Source organism: Halorientalis pallida (genome assembly GCF_004118325.1).
GTDB lineage: Archaea > Halobacteriota > Halobacteria > Halobacteriales > Haloarculaceae > Halorientalis > Halorientalis pallida.
This window is the reverse complement of sequence record NZ_RDFA01000007.1, coordinates 21,453-37,624: the sequence shown is the minus strand read 5'-3', so window position 1 is coordinate 37,624 and position 16,172 is coordinate 21,453. Positions and strand designations below refer to the sequence as shown.

Here is a 16,172-nt window from a genome sequence, read left to right as displayed (position 1 = left end):
CCGCACCGACGACAACAGGAATTTAACTCCCAACCGTCTCTGCCCGGACATGGAGCCGCCGGGCGCTGAGACGGTCGTCGTCCGCTACGGGGACATGAGTACGAAGAGCAGTCGCGTCCGTCGCGGCATGGAAGAGCGCCTGGTCGAGAACATCGAGGCGCTGCTCGCCGACCGCGGCGTGGACGGCGACGTGGAGCGACGACCGACCAGACCGCTCGTGTGGACCGACGAGCCCACGGCGGCCGCCGAGGTGGCCGCCGACGCGTTCGGCGTCGTCTCGGCCAGCCCTGCTCGGACGCTCCCGGCCGAGCCGGAGGCCATCGTCGACGCGATGGCCGAGACCGCCCGGACCCACTACGACGGCGGGAGCTTCGCCGTCGACGCGCGTCGCGCGGGTGACACCTTTCCGATGGACAGCGAAGACCTCGGCCGCGAGGGCGGGCAGGCGATCTGGGACGCCGTCGAGGGCGACTTCGAGCCCGAAGTGGACCTGGACGACCCCGACTTCACGGTCAACGTCGAAGTCCGCGAGGACGCCGCGTTCCTGTACCTGACGGAGTTTCCGGGACCAGGTGGTCTCCCGCTGGGCAGCCAACGGCCGGTCGTCGCGCTGGTCAGCGGGGGCATCGACTCGCCGGTCGCGGTCTACGAGATCATGCGGAAGGGCTGTCCCGTCGTCCCGGTGTACGTCGATCTCGGAGAGTACGGCGGCCAGGACCACCGCGCCCGCGCCGTCGAGACGGTTCGGACGCTGGGCTCGTACGCGCCAAACTTCCGGGAACCCCTTCGAGTGGTCCCCGGCGGTGAGACGGTCGAACTGCTGGCCGACAGCCTCGAACAGGGACGGATGCTGGCCTTCCGCCGGTTCTGTCTCGCGGTGGCCGAGGAGGTCGCCCTCGACGTGGGTGCGGCCGGCATCGTCACCGGCGAGGCCATCGGTCAGAAGTCGAGTCAGACCACCCAGAACCTGAGCGCCACCGACCCGATCACCGACCTGCCCGTGTTCCGCCCCCTCCTCACGATGGACAAGAACGACATCACCGAACGGGCCAGAGCGATCGGGACGTTCATCGACTCGACGATCCCCGCGGGCTGTAACCGCTTCGCCCCGGCCCAGGCCGAGACCAGCGCGCGACTGGACCGACTCCGCGAGCGCGAACCCGACGACCTCCGCGAGCGCGCCCGCGACGCCGTCGCCGACCTCGAACTGGTCGAGCCCTGACCCTTTTATCCGAGAACGGGACCAGCCCGGGTCGTGACCACCGTGGGACAGCGCGCACTCGTCGCCTACGAACGGACGAACGGCCGGTACGACCTCCACTACGCACACTGGGGTGCCCACGAGTGGCTCCTGGCGGCCTCACTCGCCGCGATCCGACCGGGGAGCCGGTTCGATCCCACCGCCGGCACCGGTTCGCTAACCGGTGTCGATCCGGACCCGCTGGCGACCGACCGATCCTTCGACCACCTGCTCGCCACGCACGTCGACTGGCAGACCTACGACGCCTGCTACGTCGTCGCGGTCGACGGGACCGTCCAGCCGTACCTCGCGGCCTGGTTCGGCCTGCCAGGGCGGGACACGGTGCGTCCCCGAGACGGCGCGCTGGTGGGCGTCGATCCCGACCGTGTGGAGCCCGACGGGGAGTTCCTGCGCGGCCGCGTCGCCGGGCTGAAAGCCGCCGCGCTGGCGATGGTCCGCGACGACCGCCTCTCACCCCCCACGGCCCGGTCGTTCCTCGCCAGCGAGGTCCGGTCTTGGCACGCCGAGGGACGGACGGTCCACCTCGGGCCCGACGTCGATCCGGAGGGGTGGGACGACTGACGGGAGTCGGTCTCGACGCGCTTATCCGCCGACCGCGACTACGGACGGGCAGTGACCGAACAGGGTGACGGGAGTGCCGAGGCCGGGGACGCGGCCGGAGTGGTAACACTCGCGAGTCCGACGCCCGCCGACGCTCGGGAGGCGGTCGCGGCGGCCTTCGAGCGCGAGGACGTGGTGTCGGTCTTCGGTACCTGTACTGTGGAGTACGACGGACGGGCGTCGAGCCACCTCGGCCCGGGCGACCGCCTCGTCGTCTGCAAGCCCGACGGGACGACGCTGGTCCACACCGACGAGGGCCACCAGCCCGTGAACTGGCAACCGCCGGGTTCGACCCAGGAGGGCCGGCTGACCGACGGCCGCCTCGAACTCCACAGCCTGCGCTCGACGCCCGAAGAGGAGTTGCTGGTCCGCTTCGAGGAGATCCTGCAGGTCACCGCCTACGACGTGACCGACGAGCGGGAACTCGCGCTGGAGGGCACCGAGGCGGACCTCCGCGAGCGCATCCTCGACGACCCCGGCCTCGTCGAGGCGGGGTTCACCCCGCTGGCGACCGAGCGGGAGACGCCCGCGGGCGCGGTGGACATCTTCGGCGAGGACACACAGGGTCGGCGGGTCGTCGTGGAGTTGAAACGCAGGCGGGTCGGCCCGGACGCCGTGGGCCAACTCGGCCGGTACGTCGACGCGCTGGAGCGGGACCTCCACGCCGACGCCGACGTTCGTGGGATTCTGGTCGCGCCCTCGGTGACCGACCGGGCGCGGCAACTGCTCGCCGAGCAGGGCATGGAGTTCGTCGCGCTGGAGCCGTCGCCGAGCACCCGTACCGACTGATCGGTCCGTAGACGACCCGTTTCGCCCACGGACGGCCGGGTTTGATTTTGTCCGTATCGCGGAGCTATAATAGTTCGTGATAATCACGGGCGGAAGCATAAGATGTGGGAAGCCAACAGTCAGCCATGTTTGAACGAATCCGTCGGAGTTTCGGGCTGAAGCTGTTTCTCGGGTACGGAATAACGGGGTTGTTGATCGTCGTCGTCGCCGTGAGTACGGGAAACCTCGCGGCGACGGTCACGGCCGGCCTCTCCGGGCTGTTGGCGCTGGGATCCGTGACTGGGACGGCGACGATCGCGGCCGTGTCCGAACTGGAGGAGCAGGCGGGCGAGATCGCGAACGGGGACTTCGAGGCACGAGTCGAGACCGAACGGGTGGACGAGATCGGCGAGTTGTACGTGGCACTCGACGAGATGCGTGGATCACTGGCGACCCGGATCGGCGACCTGGAAGCGGCAAAACGGGAGTCAGAGTCCGCGGAGCAGGAGGCGAACGCGGCCCGCCGGGAGGCAGAGCAGGCCCGTGAAGAGGCGGCCGAACTGGCGACCGAGTACAAGACGGCGGCCGAGCAGTACGCCGAGACGATGCAGGCGGTGGCGGACGGCGACCTGACGCGTCGGATCGACGTCGAGACCGATCACGAGGCGCTGGCCACGATCGGCCGCGAGTTCAACGCGACGATGGACGACCTCACCGCCGCGTTCGAAGACGTGCAGTCGTTCGCCACCGAGATTCAGGACGAGGCGCGGACGGTGGCCGAGGTGGCCGGGCGGATCGAGCGGAACGTCGACGACGCCGCCGGGACGGCGGCCGGGATCACCGACGAGGCACGGGCACAGCGGGAGAAACTGGAGGCGACGGCCGGGGACATCGACACCATGTCGGCCGCCGCCGAAGAGATCGCAGCGACCGCGGACGACCTCGCGGGCCGGAGCGAGGAGGCGACCGCGGCCAGCGATCAGGCGCGGACGGCCGCGACCGGCGCGATCGAGGAGATGGAGCGGATTCAGCAGGAGACCGCCGAGACGGTCGCACAGATCGAGACGCTGGCCGACAGTGCCGACGAGATCACCGACATCGTGGCGATCATCCGCGACATCGCCGAACAGACGAACATCCTGGCGCTGAACGCCTCGATCGAGGCGGCCCGTGCCGGCGAAGGTGGCACCGGCGACGGGGCCGGTGACGGATTCGCCGTCGTCGCCGACGAGGTGAAACAACTGGCCGAGGAGACCCAGCAACGGGCCGACGAGATCGCGGCGATGGTCGAACAGGTCCAGACGGAGACGGACGAAGCCGCCGCGTCGGTCCGGACGACCAGAGCCCGCGTCCAGGACGGGGTCGAGACCGTCGAGGATGCGCTCAGCGAACTGGAGGCGATCGCCGACTCGATAGAGGACATCAACGATGGTGTGTTCGAGATCAGCGACGCCACCGACGACCAGGCACAGACCGTCGAGACGACCGCGGCAGGGATCAACGAGGTGACCGAGCGCAGCCGTGAGACGGAGACGTCGGCCGAGTCCATCGCGGATGCCGTCACGAACCAGGCGAGTGCTGTCGACGAGATCACGGACACGATGAGTGGCTTCGAGACGACCGCGAACGAGTTGATCGCCGAGATCGATCGCTTCGACCTGACGGGCGACACCAGACGCCGTCACAGTGCCGCCGTCACCGACGGAGGTGAGCGATGATGGTCGCGCTCCCCGTCGATCCGGTGGCCGTCTTCTACGCGATCGCCGTCCTCGGGTTCGGCGTCGGCATCTGGATCGGGTGGCGACTGCTCACCGACGACCCCGACCTCGCCGAGCGGGGCGCGTTCAAGTACCTCCTCGCCATCCCGACCATCGCCGGGGTGTCCTACGTGGTGATGTTCTTCGACGTCGGGACGCTCACGATCGGGGAGCAGAGCATCGTCTTGCCCCGGTACGTCGACTGGCTGCTCACGACGCCGATACTCGTCGGGTACATCGGACACGTCGCCAGCGCACCCCGCCGGTGGATCGTCGGCCTGGCGGCGGCCGACGGCGTGATGATCCTGATGGGCGCGGTCGCGACGGTGACGACCGGCCTCACGAAGTGGGTGTTCCTCGGTCTGTCGGGATTCGGCCACGCGTCGCTGTTGCTCGTCCTCTACGCCGTGTTGCCCCGGTTCGTCCCGGACGACCCGAAACGCAAGGGGCTGTTCAAACTCCTCCAGAACCACGTCGGTCTCCTCTGGCTCGCGTACCCGAACGTCTGGCTGATCGGGCCGGCCGGCTTCGGCCTCATGTCGGGCGTGGGCCTCAGCCTGGTCGTCGCGTACCTCGACGTGGTGGCGAAGACTCCCTATCTCTACTTCGTCTGGCAGAACACCCAGGCGTTCGAGACGGGTCCGGACGCCGTCGACGCCGGTGACGCGACGACCGACGACGGAACCTCCGGCAGTCCGGCCGTCTGACCCGTCACGGCCAGTCCGAAGGCCCCCGCGTCCGGTCCGGGCCAGCGGTGCCGCGTCGAACGCCGATCTTCACTCCTCACCGACCCGCTCCTGGAGGTCCTGTAACAGCGCCAGCGCCTCCATCGGTGTCGTCGTGGCGAGGTTCTGCTCGCGAATCGTCTCGGACAGACCGCCGTCCACGTCGTCCGGACTCGCCTCGCCACCACTCACGCCGTTCGCAGCGGCCGGTCGATGGCCGTTCGTCGCCTTCGTTCCGTCGTGGGTATCGTTCGAGTCGGCCGCGTCGAGCAGTTCCCGGGAGCGCTCCACGACGGCGTCCGGGACTCCGGCCTCGCGGGCGACCTCGACGCCGTAGGAGGCGGCGGCAGGTCCGTCGCGGATCTCGTGGTCGAAGACCACGTCCCGTCCGTCCTGGTCCGCTGCAAAGTGCAGGTTGGACACCCCATCCAGTGTGTCGGCGGCGTCGGTGAGTTCGTGATGGTGGGTGGCGAAGAGCGTTCGCGCGCCGATCTCGTCGTGAACGTACTCGGTTACCGCGCGGGCGATGGCGAGACCGTCGGTGGTGCTGGTCCCCCGCCCCACCTCGTCCAGGAGGACGAGCGAGCGGTCGGTGGCGTCTGCCAGGATCTCGGCGAGTTCGGTCATCTCGACCATGAACGTCGACTTCCCGCCGGCGATGTCGTCGCTGGCACCGACCCGGGTGAACACCCGGTCGACCAGCGAGAGGGAAGCGTCGGCGGCGGGGACGAAACTGCCGGCCTGGGCCAGGAGTTGAATCAGCGCCACCTGCCGCATGTAGGTGGACTTCCCGCTCATGTTGGGGCCAGTGATGACGGCGAAGAAGTTCTCGGCGTCGAGGCGGGTGTCGTTCGGGACGAAAGATGGCTGGGTGCGCTCGACGACCGGATGGCGGCCACCCTCGATCTCGGTTCGTTTCGGGTCGTCGACGAACGTGGGGCGGGCGTAGTCGTACTCGGCGGCGACGGTGGCAAAAGAAACCAGCACGTCCAGGCGCGCGAGGGTGTCGGCCAGCGCCTGCACGCGTTCGGACTCCGCCGCGACGGTGTCCCGGACCTCCCGGAACAGGTCGTATTCGAGGTCGTCGGCCCGCTGTTCAGCCTGGATGATCTCGTCCTCGCGGGCCTTGAGTTCGGGCGTGTAGAACCGTTCGGAATTTTTCAGCGTCTGCCGGCGCGTGTAGTCGTCGGGCACCGCGTCGAGGTTGGCGTTCGTGACTTCGATGTAGTAGCCGTGGACGGAGTTGTGGCCCACGTTCAGCGAGTCGATGCCGGTCCGTTCCCGTTCCTGGGCTTCCAGCGAGTCGATCCACTCCTTGCCGGAGCGTTCGGTCTCGCGCAACTCGTCGAGGCGCTCGTCGTACCCCTCGGCGATGACGCCGCCCTCGGTGACTTCGATGGGCGGTTCCACACGGATCGCACGTCCGATCAGATCCCGGATATCCTCCAGCGGATCGAGGTCGGACCGGCTTTCCCGGAGCGTGGTACAGTCGGCGTCGTCGAGTGCGGCCTCGATCTCGGGCACCACGTCGAGGGTATCTTTCAGCGAACGGAGGTCGCGGGCGTTGGCGCGGGCACGCGAGACCCGCGAGATCAGTCGCTCCACGTCGTACACGTCCCGCAGGAGATCGTGGAGGCGCTCGCGGGTCCGCACGTCGCCGGCGAGTTCCTCGACCGCGTCGTGGCGGGCCTCGATGCGGTCGCGTTCGATCAGCGGCCGTCGGAGCCAGTCGTTCAACTCGCGGCTCCCCAGCGCACAGGCGGTCTCGTCCAGCACTGCCACGAGCGTCGCGCCCGCGCGGCCGTGGACCGCCCGGCGATCGAACAGTTCCAGGCTCTCCAGGGCCACCCGGTCCAGCAACATGTACTCGCGCGGGTCGTAGCGGGTGACGTGGTTGAGGTAGTCCAGCTGGCCGCGCTCGCCGTCGGTGTCGTCGCCCTCGCTCCCCCGTGTGTACTCGGCGTAATCCAGCAACGCGCCGCAGGCTCGAACTTCGGCCGCGTTCCCGAGGACCGTCCCGGGGTCGCCGAAGTACGACTCGACCAGCCGTTCGGGACTGTCTCCCTCGAAGGCAGAGCGGTCGTGGGGCGTCACCATGCAGTCCGAATCGAAGGGGTCGGTCGGGGCGTCGGGACCGACGACCGCCTCGGCGGGGGAGAAACGGCCGAGTTCGTCGGCGACGGCGGACTCGTCTGTCGTGCTGGTGACGTAGAAGTCGCCCGTCGACACGTCCAGCAGGGCGAGGCCGAATCGGTCCACCGAGCGGGCGAGACAGGCGACGAAGTTGTTGTCGTCGGTCCGGAGGAGTTCGTCTTCGGTGAGCGTCCCAGGGGTAACGATGCGAGTGACCGCGCGGTCGACGACGCCGGTGGTTTCGTCGGGGTCTTGCACCTGGTCGGCGACGGCCACGCGATACCCTGCGTCCAGCAGAGTCTCGATATAACTCTCGGCGTTGTCGATGGGGATGCCGGCCATCGGGTACTCGCCGGTCGAATCCTCCCGCTTCGTGAGTGTAATCTCACAGAGTCGCGAGACGCGTTCGGCCGCGTCACAGAAGGCTTCGTAGAAATCCCCCACCTGAAAGAGGACCAGGGAGTCCTCGTACGCCGAACACAGCTCGAAGTACTGCGACATCATCGGCGTCAGCTCGTCGGCCCGGTCCGTCATCGTCTCGGGTGGGCCAAGCGCCGCGTCCATGGACGACCGCAGTGTCGCGGACGGCATATGCCCTCCGGATGGCCAGCGGGTCGCGGTCGACCGTTCGGGGCGGCCTTCTTGTGGACCGGGTTCGTACCGCCGGCCATGCGAACGGGGCTGGTCGTCGCGGGCGGGTACTCCACGCGGTTCGGGGACGGCGACAAGGCCGTCGCCGACCTCGCGGGCACCCCTATGCTCCGCCGGGTCGCCGACCGCCTCGCGCCCGTGATCGACCGACTGGTCGTCAACTGCCGCCTCGACCAGCGGCCCGCCATCGCGGACGCGCTGGCGGGCTACGACCACCCCGTGACCCTCGCCGAGGACGACGAGCCCGACCGAGGGCCGATGACGGGCATCCTGACTGGCCTGCGGGCGGTCGACACCGAGTTCGCGGTCGTCGTGGCCTGTGACATGCCCTTCGTCGCGCCCGCGCTGGTCGCGCACCTCCTCGATCGGGCCCAGGATCACGACGCCGCGGTCCCGCGCGTCGACGGGCGCGATCAACCCCTGCAGGCGGTCTACCGGACCGACGCGACCGTCGCCGCGTGTGAAGCCGCACTCGTCAGGGACCAGCGGGCGGTCTTCGCCGCACTGAACGACCTCGACTGGGTGTTCGTCCCGGAAGCCGAAATCGAGGCCCACGCCACGCTGGAGTCGCTCCGGAACGTCAACACGCGCGAGGACCTCCGGGCGGCGGCCGCCGACCTGGAGCAGTGAGCCTCGACCGTGTGAGTGGGCCCCCTCGCTTATGGTGTGTGAGAGAGATGATGACAGGCATGGAGTATTACAATGGTGACCAACTGGCACACATGGGCGACCTGCCGTCGATGGCGGCGGACAGGTACGGGGAGCAAACAGCGTTCGTCTTCCAGGGGCTAGAGACGAGTTTCGACGAACTGGAGGCGGAGGCCAATCAGGTCGCGAACATGCTCGTCGACCACGGCGTCGAGGCGGGCGACCGGGTGGGCCTCTTCATCCCGAACACACCACGATTCCCCAAGAGCTACTTCGGGACGATCAAGGCCGGCGCGATCCCGGTCCCGCTGAACCTCCGGATGGACCCCGAGACGCTGACCTTCGTCATCCAGGATGCGGGCATCGACGTCCTCTTTGGCTCACCCTTCCTGGCCGACGAGGTCCAGAGCCTGGCGGCGGCCGCAGAGGTCGGGACGCTGTTCCTGCCGGGCGTCTCCGACGACGGCGTGGTCAACTACTCCCACGCCATCGCCGACCACGCGGAGACGTTCGACCGCGAGGCCGAAGGCGTCGACCGCGAGTTCGAGGACGTGGCGGTCCAGCCCTACACTAGCGGGACGACGGGCAAGCCCAAAGGCGTCCAGCTCACACACGAGAACCTGCTGTCGACCGTCGAAGCGTACGACAACGGCGGCCTCCCGCTCGATCCGGACGACACCTTCCTGCTCGTCCTGCCGCTGTTCCACATCTACGGGCTGAACGCCCTGCTGGGCTCCGGGCTCTACAGCGGGTCGACGATGGTACTGGTCGCACAGCCCGAACCCGAACCGATGTTGAACGGTATTCAGGACAACGACGTGACCCAGTTCGCGGGCGTCCCCGCGATGTACACGATGATGTTCCGGGAGTACCGCGAGAACCCCGAGCAGTACGACCTCTCCAGTCTGGAGACAGTGACCTGCGCGGCCGCGCCCCTGGCGGACGCCACCCGCCGGGAGATCATGGCGGAGTGGGACGTGCCGATGGTCGAGGGCTGGGGGATGACCGAGACCAGTCCCGCCGGCACGGTCGAACCCTCGCGTGGCGTCCGGAAGGCCGCCGGCTGTGTCGGGCCCGTCCTCGACGGCGTGGAGATCAAGCTCGTCGACCCCGACACGAGAGAGACGAAGGTGACGACCGACCAACTGGAGCCGTTCCCGGACGACGACCTCGACTTCGAGGACGAAGCGAGCGTCACCGGCGAGATCGCGATCCGCGGTCCAAACGTCTTCGAGGGATACTACGACCGCCCCCAGAAGAACGAGCAGGTGTTCGACGACGAGGGCTACTTCTACACGAAAGACATCGCCCGCGTCGATCGGGACGGCTACTTCTGGATCGTCGACCGCGCCGACGACATGATCATCGCCGGCGGGGAGAACATCTACCCCGCGGAGGTCGAGGACGCCCTCTACGAACACCCCGACGTGGAGGAGGCCGCCGTCGTCGGCGCACCCCACGAGGTGAAAGGCGAGGCGCCCGTCGCGTACGTCGTCCTCTCGGAGGACGCGGACGTGAGCGAGGGGGAACTCCGGGAGTTCACACTGGATTACGTCCCGACCTACGCCCACCCTCGTCGGGTGTTCTTCGTGGAGGAACTGCCACGGAGCGCCACCCAGAAGGTCCAGCGGTACAAGCTGGAGGAGGAGACCGAGGACCGGCTGAGCGAGCCGCTTCGCTCCGAGGACGAGGAGCTGTAGAGCGGACCGTCGCCACCGGGCGGCCACGTGTCCTCGCCGCTCACCGGTCACGGTACCACTGCCGAATCCGTGGGCCCTTCCACAGGAGTATGCCGGAGAGCAACAGCCCCGGAAACACGAGCAGTTGGACGACGAGGACCGCCACCGCCACCGTTCGGAGCGGTGAGTAGACGAACGTGCCGAGTGCGACCGCGAACAGGAGATGGACGAGTCTGTGGGTCCGCCGTCGCCAGGGAGCCCCCGGCGTCACGGGACGTCACCTCCCGACTCGCTCGTCAGTCGCGTCCGAACAGGTACTGTGCGACGACACGAGCGGTTCCACGGCGGATCGTCTCGCTCGCCGTCGACTTGTCGACACCGAGTTCGGTGGCCAGTTCCGCCAGCGTACACTCGCGCGGTACCTCGAAGTAGCCCAGACGCTGTGCGCCGCGCAGGAACTCCTGCTGGCGCTCGGTGAGCAGGTCGCCGTCGTCTTCGGTGTGGACGACCGTCAGGAGGTCGTACTCGCGACCGCTGTCGTCCAGTACCGCCCCGAAGGCGTCGAACTGGTCCCGGGTCGCGGTCAGGTCGAACTCCATCTCGCCGTCCTCGACGACGACCGGGAACTCCGGCGGGAGCGAGGACGCCCAGAGGAACTCGTAGAGCCCCTGCTCGACGGCCTCGTACTGGCCGATGGCGCGCCGGTCGTCCGCGAACACTGCCTCGTAGTTCGAGATGTCGGGATGGTTCCGGATCGCGTCGGCGACGACACCGGGGTTTTCGGCCCGTATCTCCCCCAGTTCCAGGGCATGGTCGCCTCTGGGAACGCCCGTGAGCAACCGGAGGGTCGCGTCGGGAAACGACGTCGACACGTCCGCGACCCAGATATCCGCGGGAAGGACGATGCGAAAGCGTGCGCGGATCACGGCCATAGGTGGGTCCAGGTAGGCAAAAGCGTTGAGCCCGACTTCGGCCGCAACCGTCGTGGTGTCGCGAGGGCGACACGCGGACGGTCGGCGTCACGAATCGCCCCGGTACCACAGGAGTGCCCCGTACACCGACCCGAGACAGACCGAGGCGATGAGTGCGAGGACGATGCCGAACGCGAGATACCCCAGAAGCGGGTTCTCGTACGGCACCATCACGTCCTGTGGCGGTTCGACCGCCCACGGACTGACGTGAAAGTACGCGAGCATGCCGGCACTGAACGCGAAGAAGCCCGCCCAGTACCGGGCGTCGACGCGGTCGGTCAGTGACAGGTACAGACTGATTCCCAGGAGCGGGTAGATGGCGAGGCTGTACGTGAACGGGTTCACCTGCGCGGTGAGCGGCCAGCCGACGTGGTTCCCCCGGACGACGTGGTCGACGTGGTGGGCAAGCCCCAGCACCGTCGGAATCGCGACGAACAGGTAAAACAGCGGCGTCAGCTTCGTGTGGTCCGGAAGATCGATTGGGATTCTCTCCTCGAGTTCCATACGAAACGAACGGCCGCCCCGGGAGTCAGCGTTTGCCCAACATGTTGGCATCCACGGACGCTGCCGGTCACGTGGCACCTGCCGGTCGTCGTGGTTCAGGTCCCCTCGACCAGCCGTCGCAGCTGTTCGGGCGGGACCGCGCCGCGGGCGGCGTATCCGTCGTATGCGAAGGTCGGCACGCCGCTGACGCCCTGCCGTTTCGCGTCGTCGAACAGCGAGCGGACGCGCTCGCGGAGGGCCTCGTCGTCGAGGGCCGCACGGACCGTTTCGGGATCGACGCCAGTGTCCTCGGCGAGGTCGGCCAGCACGTCGGGCTCACCGATGTCCCGGCCCTCGGTCCAGAGCGCCTCGAAGATCGCCCAGTCGAAGTCGAGCCACGTGTCGTAGTCGTGCTCGTCGCGGACGCGAACCGAGGCGAGCTGAGCGGCGAGCGAGTCGATGTCGCGGGAGAGGGCGAGGTCCATCTCCACGTCGTACTCGTCCTGCAGGCGGCGGACGTTCTCTTTGGCCTGCTCGTAGTAGTCCTCGTCTTTGCCGTCGTCGACGTCGTGGTCGATGCTCCCGTCGGGGTTGCGCTTGCCGGCCCGGAGGTCGAAGGGGTGCCAGTCGATCACGAGGTCGACGTCGCGCTCGTCCTGATACTCGATCAGGGAGTGCCGACCGAGATAGCAGAAGGGACAGACGTAGTCGGAGTAGACGGTGATCCGCTCGTCGCCGGTGGTGTCGGACATAGCCGTGCCAGGGTCCGGGAACGGGAAAAGGGCGCGATTCGGTGGGAGGCGGCCGCGACGGCGACGGGGCCGCGGGGTCAGGCACTCGATTCGCTCTCCTCGGTGAAGAATTTCAACACCGTCCCGAGCCTGACGACGACCCGTTCGAGCGCGACCGGGGCGACCGTGACGAGCGACACGAAGCCGGCCATGGCGTTGACCGCGGGCGTCATCCCGGCCTCGGCGTTGCGCCACACGTCGTACAGGTAGGAGGTCAGGAACACGAGTGGGAGCAGGCCCTGGAAGAACACACGGACGAGCGTCTGGTACAGCGCCCAGATCGAGCCGTCGGCCGAGGACCACCAGGTGATCGGGAGCGCGAGCAGGACGATGGCGGCGACGGTCGCGACGACCGCGGCGACGGTCCCGACCCACGAGAAGTCGATCCCAGTTCCGAGGACCAGCGCGTTCACGAAGAGCACGAGGACCACGACTGCGCCGCCGACGACGAGGTAGGTCGACAGCCTCGTCGCGCCCAGCAGTTCCAGGAACGATCCCAGGAAAATTCCCGAGAGAACGGCGAACGCACCCACCAGTGGCGCGGCCTTGTTCCACGCACCTGTGTCGACCACGGGGACCGCGATCCGTCGGGCGACGGTCGCCGGGAGCAGCCCCGCGAGCGGGAGGAGGACGAGCGCGCGCCCGCGCGCGGCCGACGCCGCCGTACCAGATCGCGTCGACGAAATCGCCCGTCAGCAGGTCGATACCGGCCGCGATCGCGACGGCCCCCAGTGCCGGCACCAGCGACAGGCCGACGATCACGACGGCGACTTTGCCGTCGTAATCCGGTGCGATGTCGTCCGTGTACGAGGAGAACTCGAAGTAACGTGACATCGCTACTACCTGTTCCCTGATTCAGGGTTCGACATAGTAGTTCCGCCGCGACCGCGCTGTGACCGGGACCACCGTCATCGCTAAGTCCACCGGGTTGTACCACTCTGTATGACAGACCTGGGCAAGGTCGACCGGGAGTTTTTCGACGCACACATCTACCCGCACCTGGGAGCCGACCGCGACGACGAGATCCTCGGCCCGCAACACGGCGTGGACTTCGGGGCCATCCGGATCGGCGAGCAGGTCGTCGCGATGGCGACCGACCCCGTGTTCGTCATGCCCTCGCTGGGCTTCGAGCGGGCGGCCTGGTTCGCCTTTCACATCCTCATGAGCGACGTGGCTGTCTCGGGGATCCCGCCGACCCACCTCAGCGTCGACTTCAACCTCCCGCCGGAGATCACCGACGACGAGTTCGAGACCGTCTGGACGACCTTCGACGAGGAAGCCAAGGAGTTGGGCGTCTCCATCGTCACGGGCCACACCGGCCGATACGCCGGCTGTAACTACCCGATGGTCGGCGGCGCGACGCCGCTGGCCGTCGGCGACCCCGACGACCTCGTCCGGCCCGACGGGGCCCGCGAGGGCGACCGTGTGATCGCCACGAAGGGGCCGGCCATCGAGGCCACAGGACTCCTCTCGATCCAGTACGAACCACTGCTGGCCGAGGCCGTCGACGCCGACACGCTGCAGGCCGCACAGGACCGCTTCTACGACATGAGTCCCGTCAGGGACGCGTTGACGGCCGCCGCCGCGGGGCCGGTGACGGCGATGCACGACGCTACGGAGTGTGGGATCTACGGCGGCCTGTTCGAGATGGCGCGGGCGGCGGACGTCCGCATCGAGATCGAGCGGGACGCGGTGCCGGTCCAGCCCGGCGTCGTCGAGGCCTGTGAGTTCTTCGAGATCGATCCCTGGATCTCGATCAGCGAAGGGACGCTCCTGACGACGGTCGACCCGTCGGGCGTCGACGACGTGCTCGCGGCACTGGAGGACGAGGGGATTCCGGCCGCCGACGTGGGCGAGGTCGTCGCGGGGTCGGGACTGGCCGTCGACGGGGAAGACAAAGACCACCCCGGGCGGGACCCCTTCTGGGCGGCCATGGAGGAGTACGCCGGGAAACTGGAGTGATTACTGCTCGACCGGCGTGACTGTGTTTGATTGGACCCAGGCCGACTTGTCGTCGCGGTCGTAGACGATCAGGTCGCCGTCGTCGGTCTCGAACTCGCCGTACTTCTCGTCGATCTCGGTGTCGATCCGTTCTGCTGGTTCTGCCATTGTTGTGTTCACGCGCGGTCGACGTGTGTCACCACACTCCGGCCATCGCGCCTTACCCGTATGGGAGCCGTTGTCAAATATAAGCATTGTGCTGAATGTTGTATGGAATATTGTTAGCATACTAGGATGCATAAGGTGGCGACGCTCGCCAGCCATCGACGGTGGCTACCGCTAGCAACTTAGTGCGTGCCGGCCGGATGTCGGGGTATGAAACGACGAGCGGCACCGGAGTCTCGGCCGGTCGCGATGACCGTCGCCGGCAGCGACTCCGGCGGTGGCGCGGGCATCCAGGCGGACCTGAAGACGATGGAAGCCTGCGGGGCGTTCGGGACCAGTGCGATCACGAGCGTTACGGCACAGAACACCCGCGGCGTCGAGGGGACACACCTGCTGCCGGTCGCGGAGCTCGAGGCCCAGATCGAGGCAGTCCTCGACGACTTCGACGTGCACGCGGTGAAGACGGGGATGCTCGGGACCGCCGAAGTCGTCGAGACGGTCGAGGGGTACGCCGACCGCCTCCCGAATCTCGTGGTCGACCCGGTGATGGTCGCGGCCTCGGGCGACCGCCTGCTCGAACCCGAGGCGGAGTCAGCGTACGAGGACCTGATCGGTGCGGCGACACTCGTGACGCCCAACGCCGACGAGGCGGCAGTTCTGACGGGTATCGACCCCGAGACCGAGGACGACATGCGGACAGTGGGCGAGCAACTGTGTGACCTCGGCGCAACTGCCGCGCTTGTCAAGGGCGGCCACGTCGAGATCGGCGACCGCGAGGAGGTCGTCGACGTGCTGGTAACCGACGAGACCGTCGAGACGTTCCGACATCCACGCGTCGAGACCGACGCGACCCACGGGTCGGGCTGTACCCTCTCCAGCGCCATCGCGGCCCGTCTGTCCCGTGGCGATGATCTCACGACGGCCGTCGAGGCCGGCGTCGACCTGCTCGCGCGAGCCGTGCGCTACCCGCTGGACGTGGGCGAAGGCCCGGGCAGCGTCCACCACATGGTCGAGTCCCGGGACCGCGCCGCCCGCGAATCGACGGCCGAGCGCGTCACCGAGGTCGTCGAGCGGTTCGTCGACCGCGACGTGTCACGGTTGGTGCCCGAGGTCGGGATGAACGTCGTCGGTGCGACCCCTTACGCCGAACGCCCCGACGAGACGGCTGCTGTCGAAGGCAAGATCACGCGGACGCTCTCGGGTGTCCGGCCCAACCGGGGGGTTCGTTTCGGCGCGTCGAGTCACGTCGCGCACTTTTTGATCGCCTGCCGGGAGTTCGACGCCGCCAGGCGGTTCGCGGTGAACTGCCGGTTCGACGACGACGTGGCGGCGGCGCTGGCCGACCTGGACGGCGAAGTCGTCACGGTCGAGAGCGACGACGCGCCCGACGCGCCGGGGTCGATCCAGCGGTGGCTGGCCGGGACGGCGTTCGAGCGGGCCGACGGGTCGCCCGTCGCGGTCGTCGACCGGGGTGGCGTCGGTCGTGAACCGACGGTGAGACTGCTGGCCGACGACGCCACGAGGGTGGCGGAGCGGACGCTGGCGGTACGGGACGACCTGACCACCGAGTAGGCTGATACCTCCGGCATTTTTTCGCGC

At 68.1% G+C, this 16,172-nt stretch carries 16 protein-coding genes; 9 read left to right on the top strand and 7 right to left on the bottom strand.

Translation table 11 applies throughout. The features are described 5' to 3' along the window. The first annotated feature begins 49 nt into the window (after window positions 1-49). From EAF64_RS17270 to EAF64_RS17250, 5 genes are all read left to right on the top strand, one after another. On the top strand, window positions 50-1,222 hold the full coding sequence (locus EAF64_RS17270) for a tRNA sulfurtransferase (RefSeq protein ID WP_129070230.1): 1,173 nt from the start codon (window positions 50-52) through the stop codon (window positions 1,220-1,222). A gap of 33 nt (window positions 1,223-1,255) precedes the next feature. Beyond that, window positions 1,256-1,822, top strand: a complete 567-nt coding sequence (locus EAF64_RS17265) for a DUF6735 family protein (protein WP_129070229.1) — start codon at window positions 1,256-1,258, stop codon at window positions 1,820-1,822. 51 nt (window positions 1,823-1,873) lie between these two features. Further along, a complete protein-coding gene (gene nucS / locus EAF64_RS17260; protein ID WP_394345756.1) occupies window positions 1,874-2,650 on the top strand; it encodes an endonuclease NucS in 777 nt (258 codons plus the stop codon). Between the two features lie 125 nt (window positions 2,651-2,775). Then, window positions 2,776-4,347, top strand: a complete 1,572-nt coding sequence (locus EAF64_RS17255) for a methyl-accepting chemotaxis protein (protein ID WP_129070228.1) — start codon at window positions 2,776-2,778, stop codon at window positions 4,345-4,347. Beyond that, complete coding sequence (locus EAF64_RS17250) at window positions 4,344-5,093, top strand: bacteriorhodopsin (protein WP_129070227.1); 750 nt, start codon at window positions 4,344-4,346, stop codon at window positions 5,091-5,093. Before EAF64_RS17255 ends, EAF64_RS17250 begins: the two co-directional genes overlap by 4 nt. A 69-nt stretch (window positions 5,094-5,162) precedes the next feature. On the opposite strand, the gene mutS is transcribed toward EAF64_RS17250, so the two are convergent. Continuing rightward, the gene (gene mutS, locus EAF64_RS17245; RefSeq protein WP_129070226.1) at window positions 5,163-7,808 is read right to left on the bottom strand and encodes a DNA mismatch repair protein MutS; all 2,646 of its coding nucleotides are present in this window, start codon (window positions 7,806-7,808) and stop codon (window positions 5,163-5,165) included. 105 nt (window positions 7,809-7,913) lie between these two features. Here mutS and mobA point away from each other — a divergent pair, with 105 nt between their 5' ends. Continuing rightward, window positions 7,914-8,525 (top strand): molybdenum cofactor guanylyltransferase, encoded by a 612-nt coding sequence (mobA, locus tag EAF64_RS17240; protein WP_129070225.1) that lies wholly within the window; start codon window positions 7,914-7,916, stop codon window positions 8,523-8,525. Window positions 8,526-8,584: 59 nt separating this feature from the next. Continuing rightward, window positions 8,585-10,243: a class I adenylate-forming enzyme family protein gene (locus EAF64_RS17235; RefSeq protein WP_129070224.1), complete on the top strand. Its 1,659-nt coding sequence runs from the start codon at window positions 8,585-8,587 to the stop codon at window positions 10,241-10,243. Between the two features lie 40 nt (window positions 10,244-10,283). On the opposite strand, the gene EAF64_RS17230 is transcribed toward EAF64_RS17235, so the two are convergent. The 5 genes from EAF64_RS17230 to EAF64_RS17210 all read right to left on the bottom strand — a co-directional run bounded on the left by EAF64_RS17230 (window position 10,284) and on the right by EAF64_RS17210 (window position 13,039). Beyond that, a complete protein-coding gene (locus EAF64_RS17230) occupies window positions 10,284-10,493 on the bottom strand; it encodes a hypothetical protein (protein ID WP_129070223.1) in 210 nt (69 codons plus the stop codon). Between the two features lie 25 nt (window positions 10,494-10,518). Further along, window positions 10,519-11,148 carry a helix-turn-helix domain-containing protein gene (locus EAF64_RS17225; protein ID WP_129070222.1) on the bottom strand — a complete coding sequence of 210 codons (630 nt, stop codon included), beginning with the start codon at window positions 11,146-11,148 and terminating at the stop codon, window positions 10,519-10,521. Between the two features lie 93 nt (window positions 11,149-11,241). Further along, window positions 11,242-11,697, bottom strand: coding sequence for a hypothetical protein (locus EAF64_RS17220; RefSeq protein WP_129070221.1), 456 nt, complete (start codon window positions 11,695-11,697; stop codon window positions 11,242-11,244). 95 nt (window positions 11,698-11,792) lie between these two features. Then, complete coding sequence (locus EAF64_RS17215; protein WP_129070220.1) at window positions 11,793-12,428, bottom strand: DsbA family oxidoreductase; 636 nt, start codon at window positions 12,426-12,428, stop codon at window positions 11,793-11,795. A gap of 77 nt (window positions 12,429-12,505) precedes the next feature. Then, on the bottom strand, window positions 12,506-13,039 hold the full coding sequence (locus tag EAF64_RS17210) for a hypothetical protein (protein WP_129070219.1): 534 nt from the start codon (window positions 13,037-13,039) through the stop codon (window positions 12,506-12,508). A 370-nt stretch (window positions 13,040-13,409) separates the two neighbouring features. Here EAF64_RS17210 and EAF64_RS17205 point away from each other — a divergent pair, with 370 nt between their 5' ends. Continuing rightward, window positions 13,410-14,429 (top strand): AIR synthase family protein, encoded by a 1,020-nt coding sequence (locus EAF64_RS17205; RefSeq protein WP_129070218.1) that lies wholly within the window; start codon window positions 13,410-13,412, stop codon window positions 14,427-14,429. Here EAF64_RS17205 and EAF64_RS21145 read toward each other — a convergent pair whose 3' ends face one another. Beyond that, window positions 14,430-14,576, bottom strand: coding sequence for a DUF7331 family protein (locus EAF64_RS21145; protein ID WP_193767741.1), 147 nt, complete (start codon window positions 14,574-14,576; stop codon window positions 14,430-14,432). Between the two features lie 207 nt (window positions 14,577-14,783). On the opposite strand from EAF64_RS21145, the gene thiD reads away from it, so the two are divergent. Then, complete coding sequence (thiD, locus tag EAF64_RS17200; RefSeq protein WP_129070217.1) at window positions 14,784-16,145, top strand: bifunctional hydroxymethylpyrimidine kinase/phosphomethylpyrimidine kinase; 1,362 nt, start codon at window positions 14,784-14,786, stop codon at window positions 16,143-16,145. Window positions 16,146-16,172: the final 27 nt, after the last annotated feature.

Excerpts from the sequence above, each read along its gene's own strand:
- EAF64_RS17270 (WP_129070230.1), top strand. The coding sequence starts at position 50 with ATGGAGCCGCCGGGCGCTGAGACGGTCGTCGTCCGCTACGGGGACATG.
- EAF64_RS17255 (WP_129070228.1), top strand. The coding sequence starts at position 2,776 with ATGTTTGAACGAATCCGTCGGAGTTTCGGGCTGAAGCTGTTTCTCGGG.
- EAF64_RS17250 (WP_129070227.1), top strand. The coding sequence starts at position 4,344 with ATGATGGTCGCGCTCCCCGTCGATCCGGTGGCCGTCTTCTACGCGATC.
- mutS (WP_129070226.1), bottom strand. The coding sequence starts at position 7,808 with ATGGACGCGGCGCTTGGCCCACCCGAGACGATGACGGACCGGGCCGAC.
- mobA (WP_129070225.1), top strand. The coding sequence starts at position 7,914 with ATGCGAACGGGGCTGGTCGTCGCGGGCGGGTACTCCACGCGGTTCGGG.
- EAF64_RS17235 (WP_129070224.1), top strand. The coding sequence starts at position 8,585 with ATGGAGTATTACAATGGTGACCAACTGGCACACATGGGCGACCTGCCG.
- EAF64_RS17220 (WP_129070221.1), bottom strand. The coding sequence starts at position 11,697 with ATGGAACTCGAGGAGAGAATCCCAATCGATCTTCCGGACCACACGAAG.
- EAF64_RS17215 (WP_129070220.1), bottom strand. The coding sequence starts at position 12,428 with ATGTCCGACACCACCGGCGACGAGCGGATCACCGTCTACTCCGACTAC.
- EAF64_RS17205 (WP_129070218.1), top strand. The coding sequence starts at position 13,410 with ATGACAGACCTGGGCAAGGTCGACCGGGAGTTTTTCGACGCACACATC.
- EAF64_RS21145 (WP_193767741.1), bottom strand. The coding sequence starts at position 14,576 with ATGGCAGAACCAGCAGAACGGATCGACACCGAGATCGACGAGAAGTAC.
- thiD (WP_129070217.1), top strand. The coding sequence starts at position 14,784 with ATGAAACGACGAGCGGCACCGGAGTCTCGGCCGGTCGCGATGACCGTC.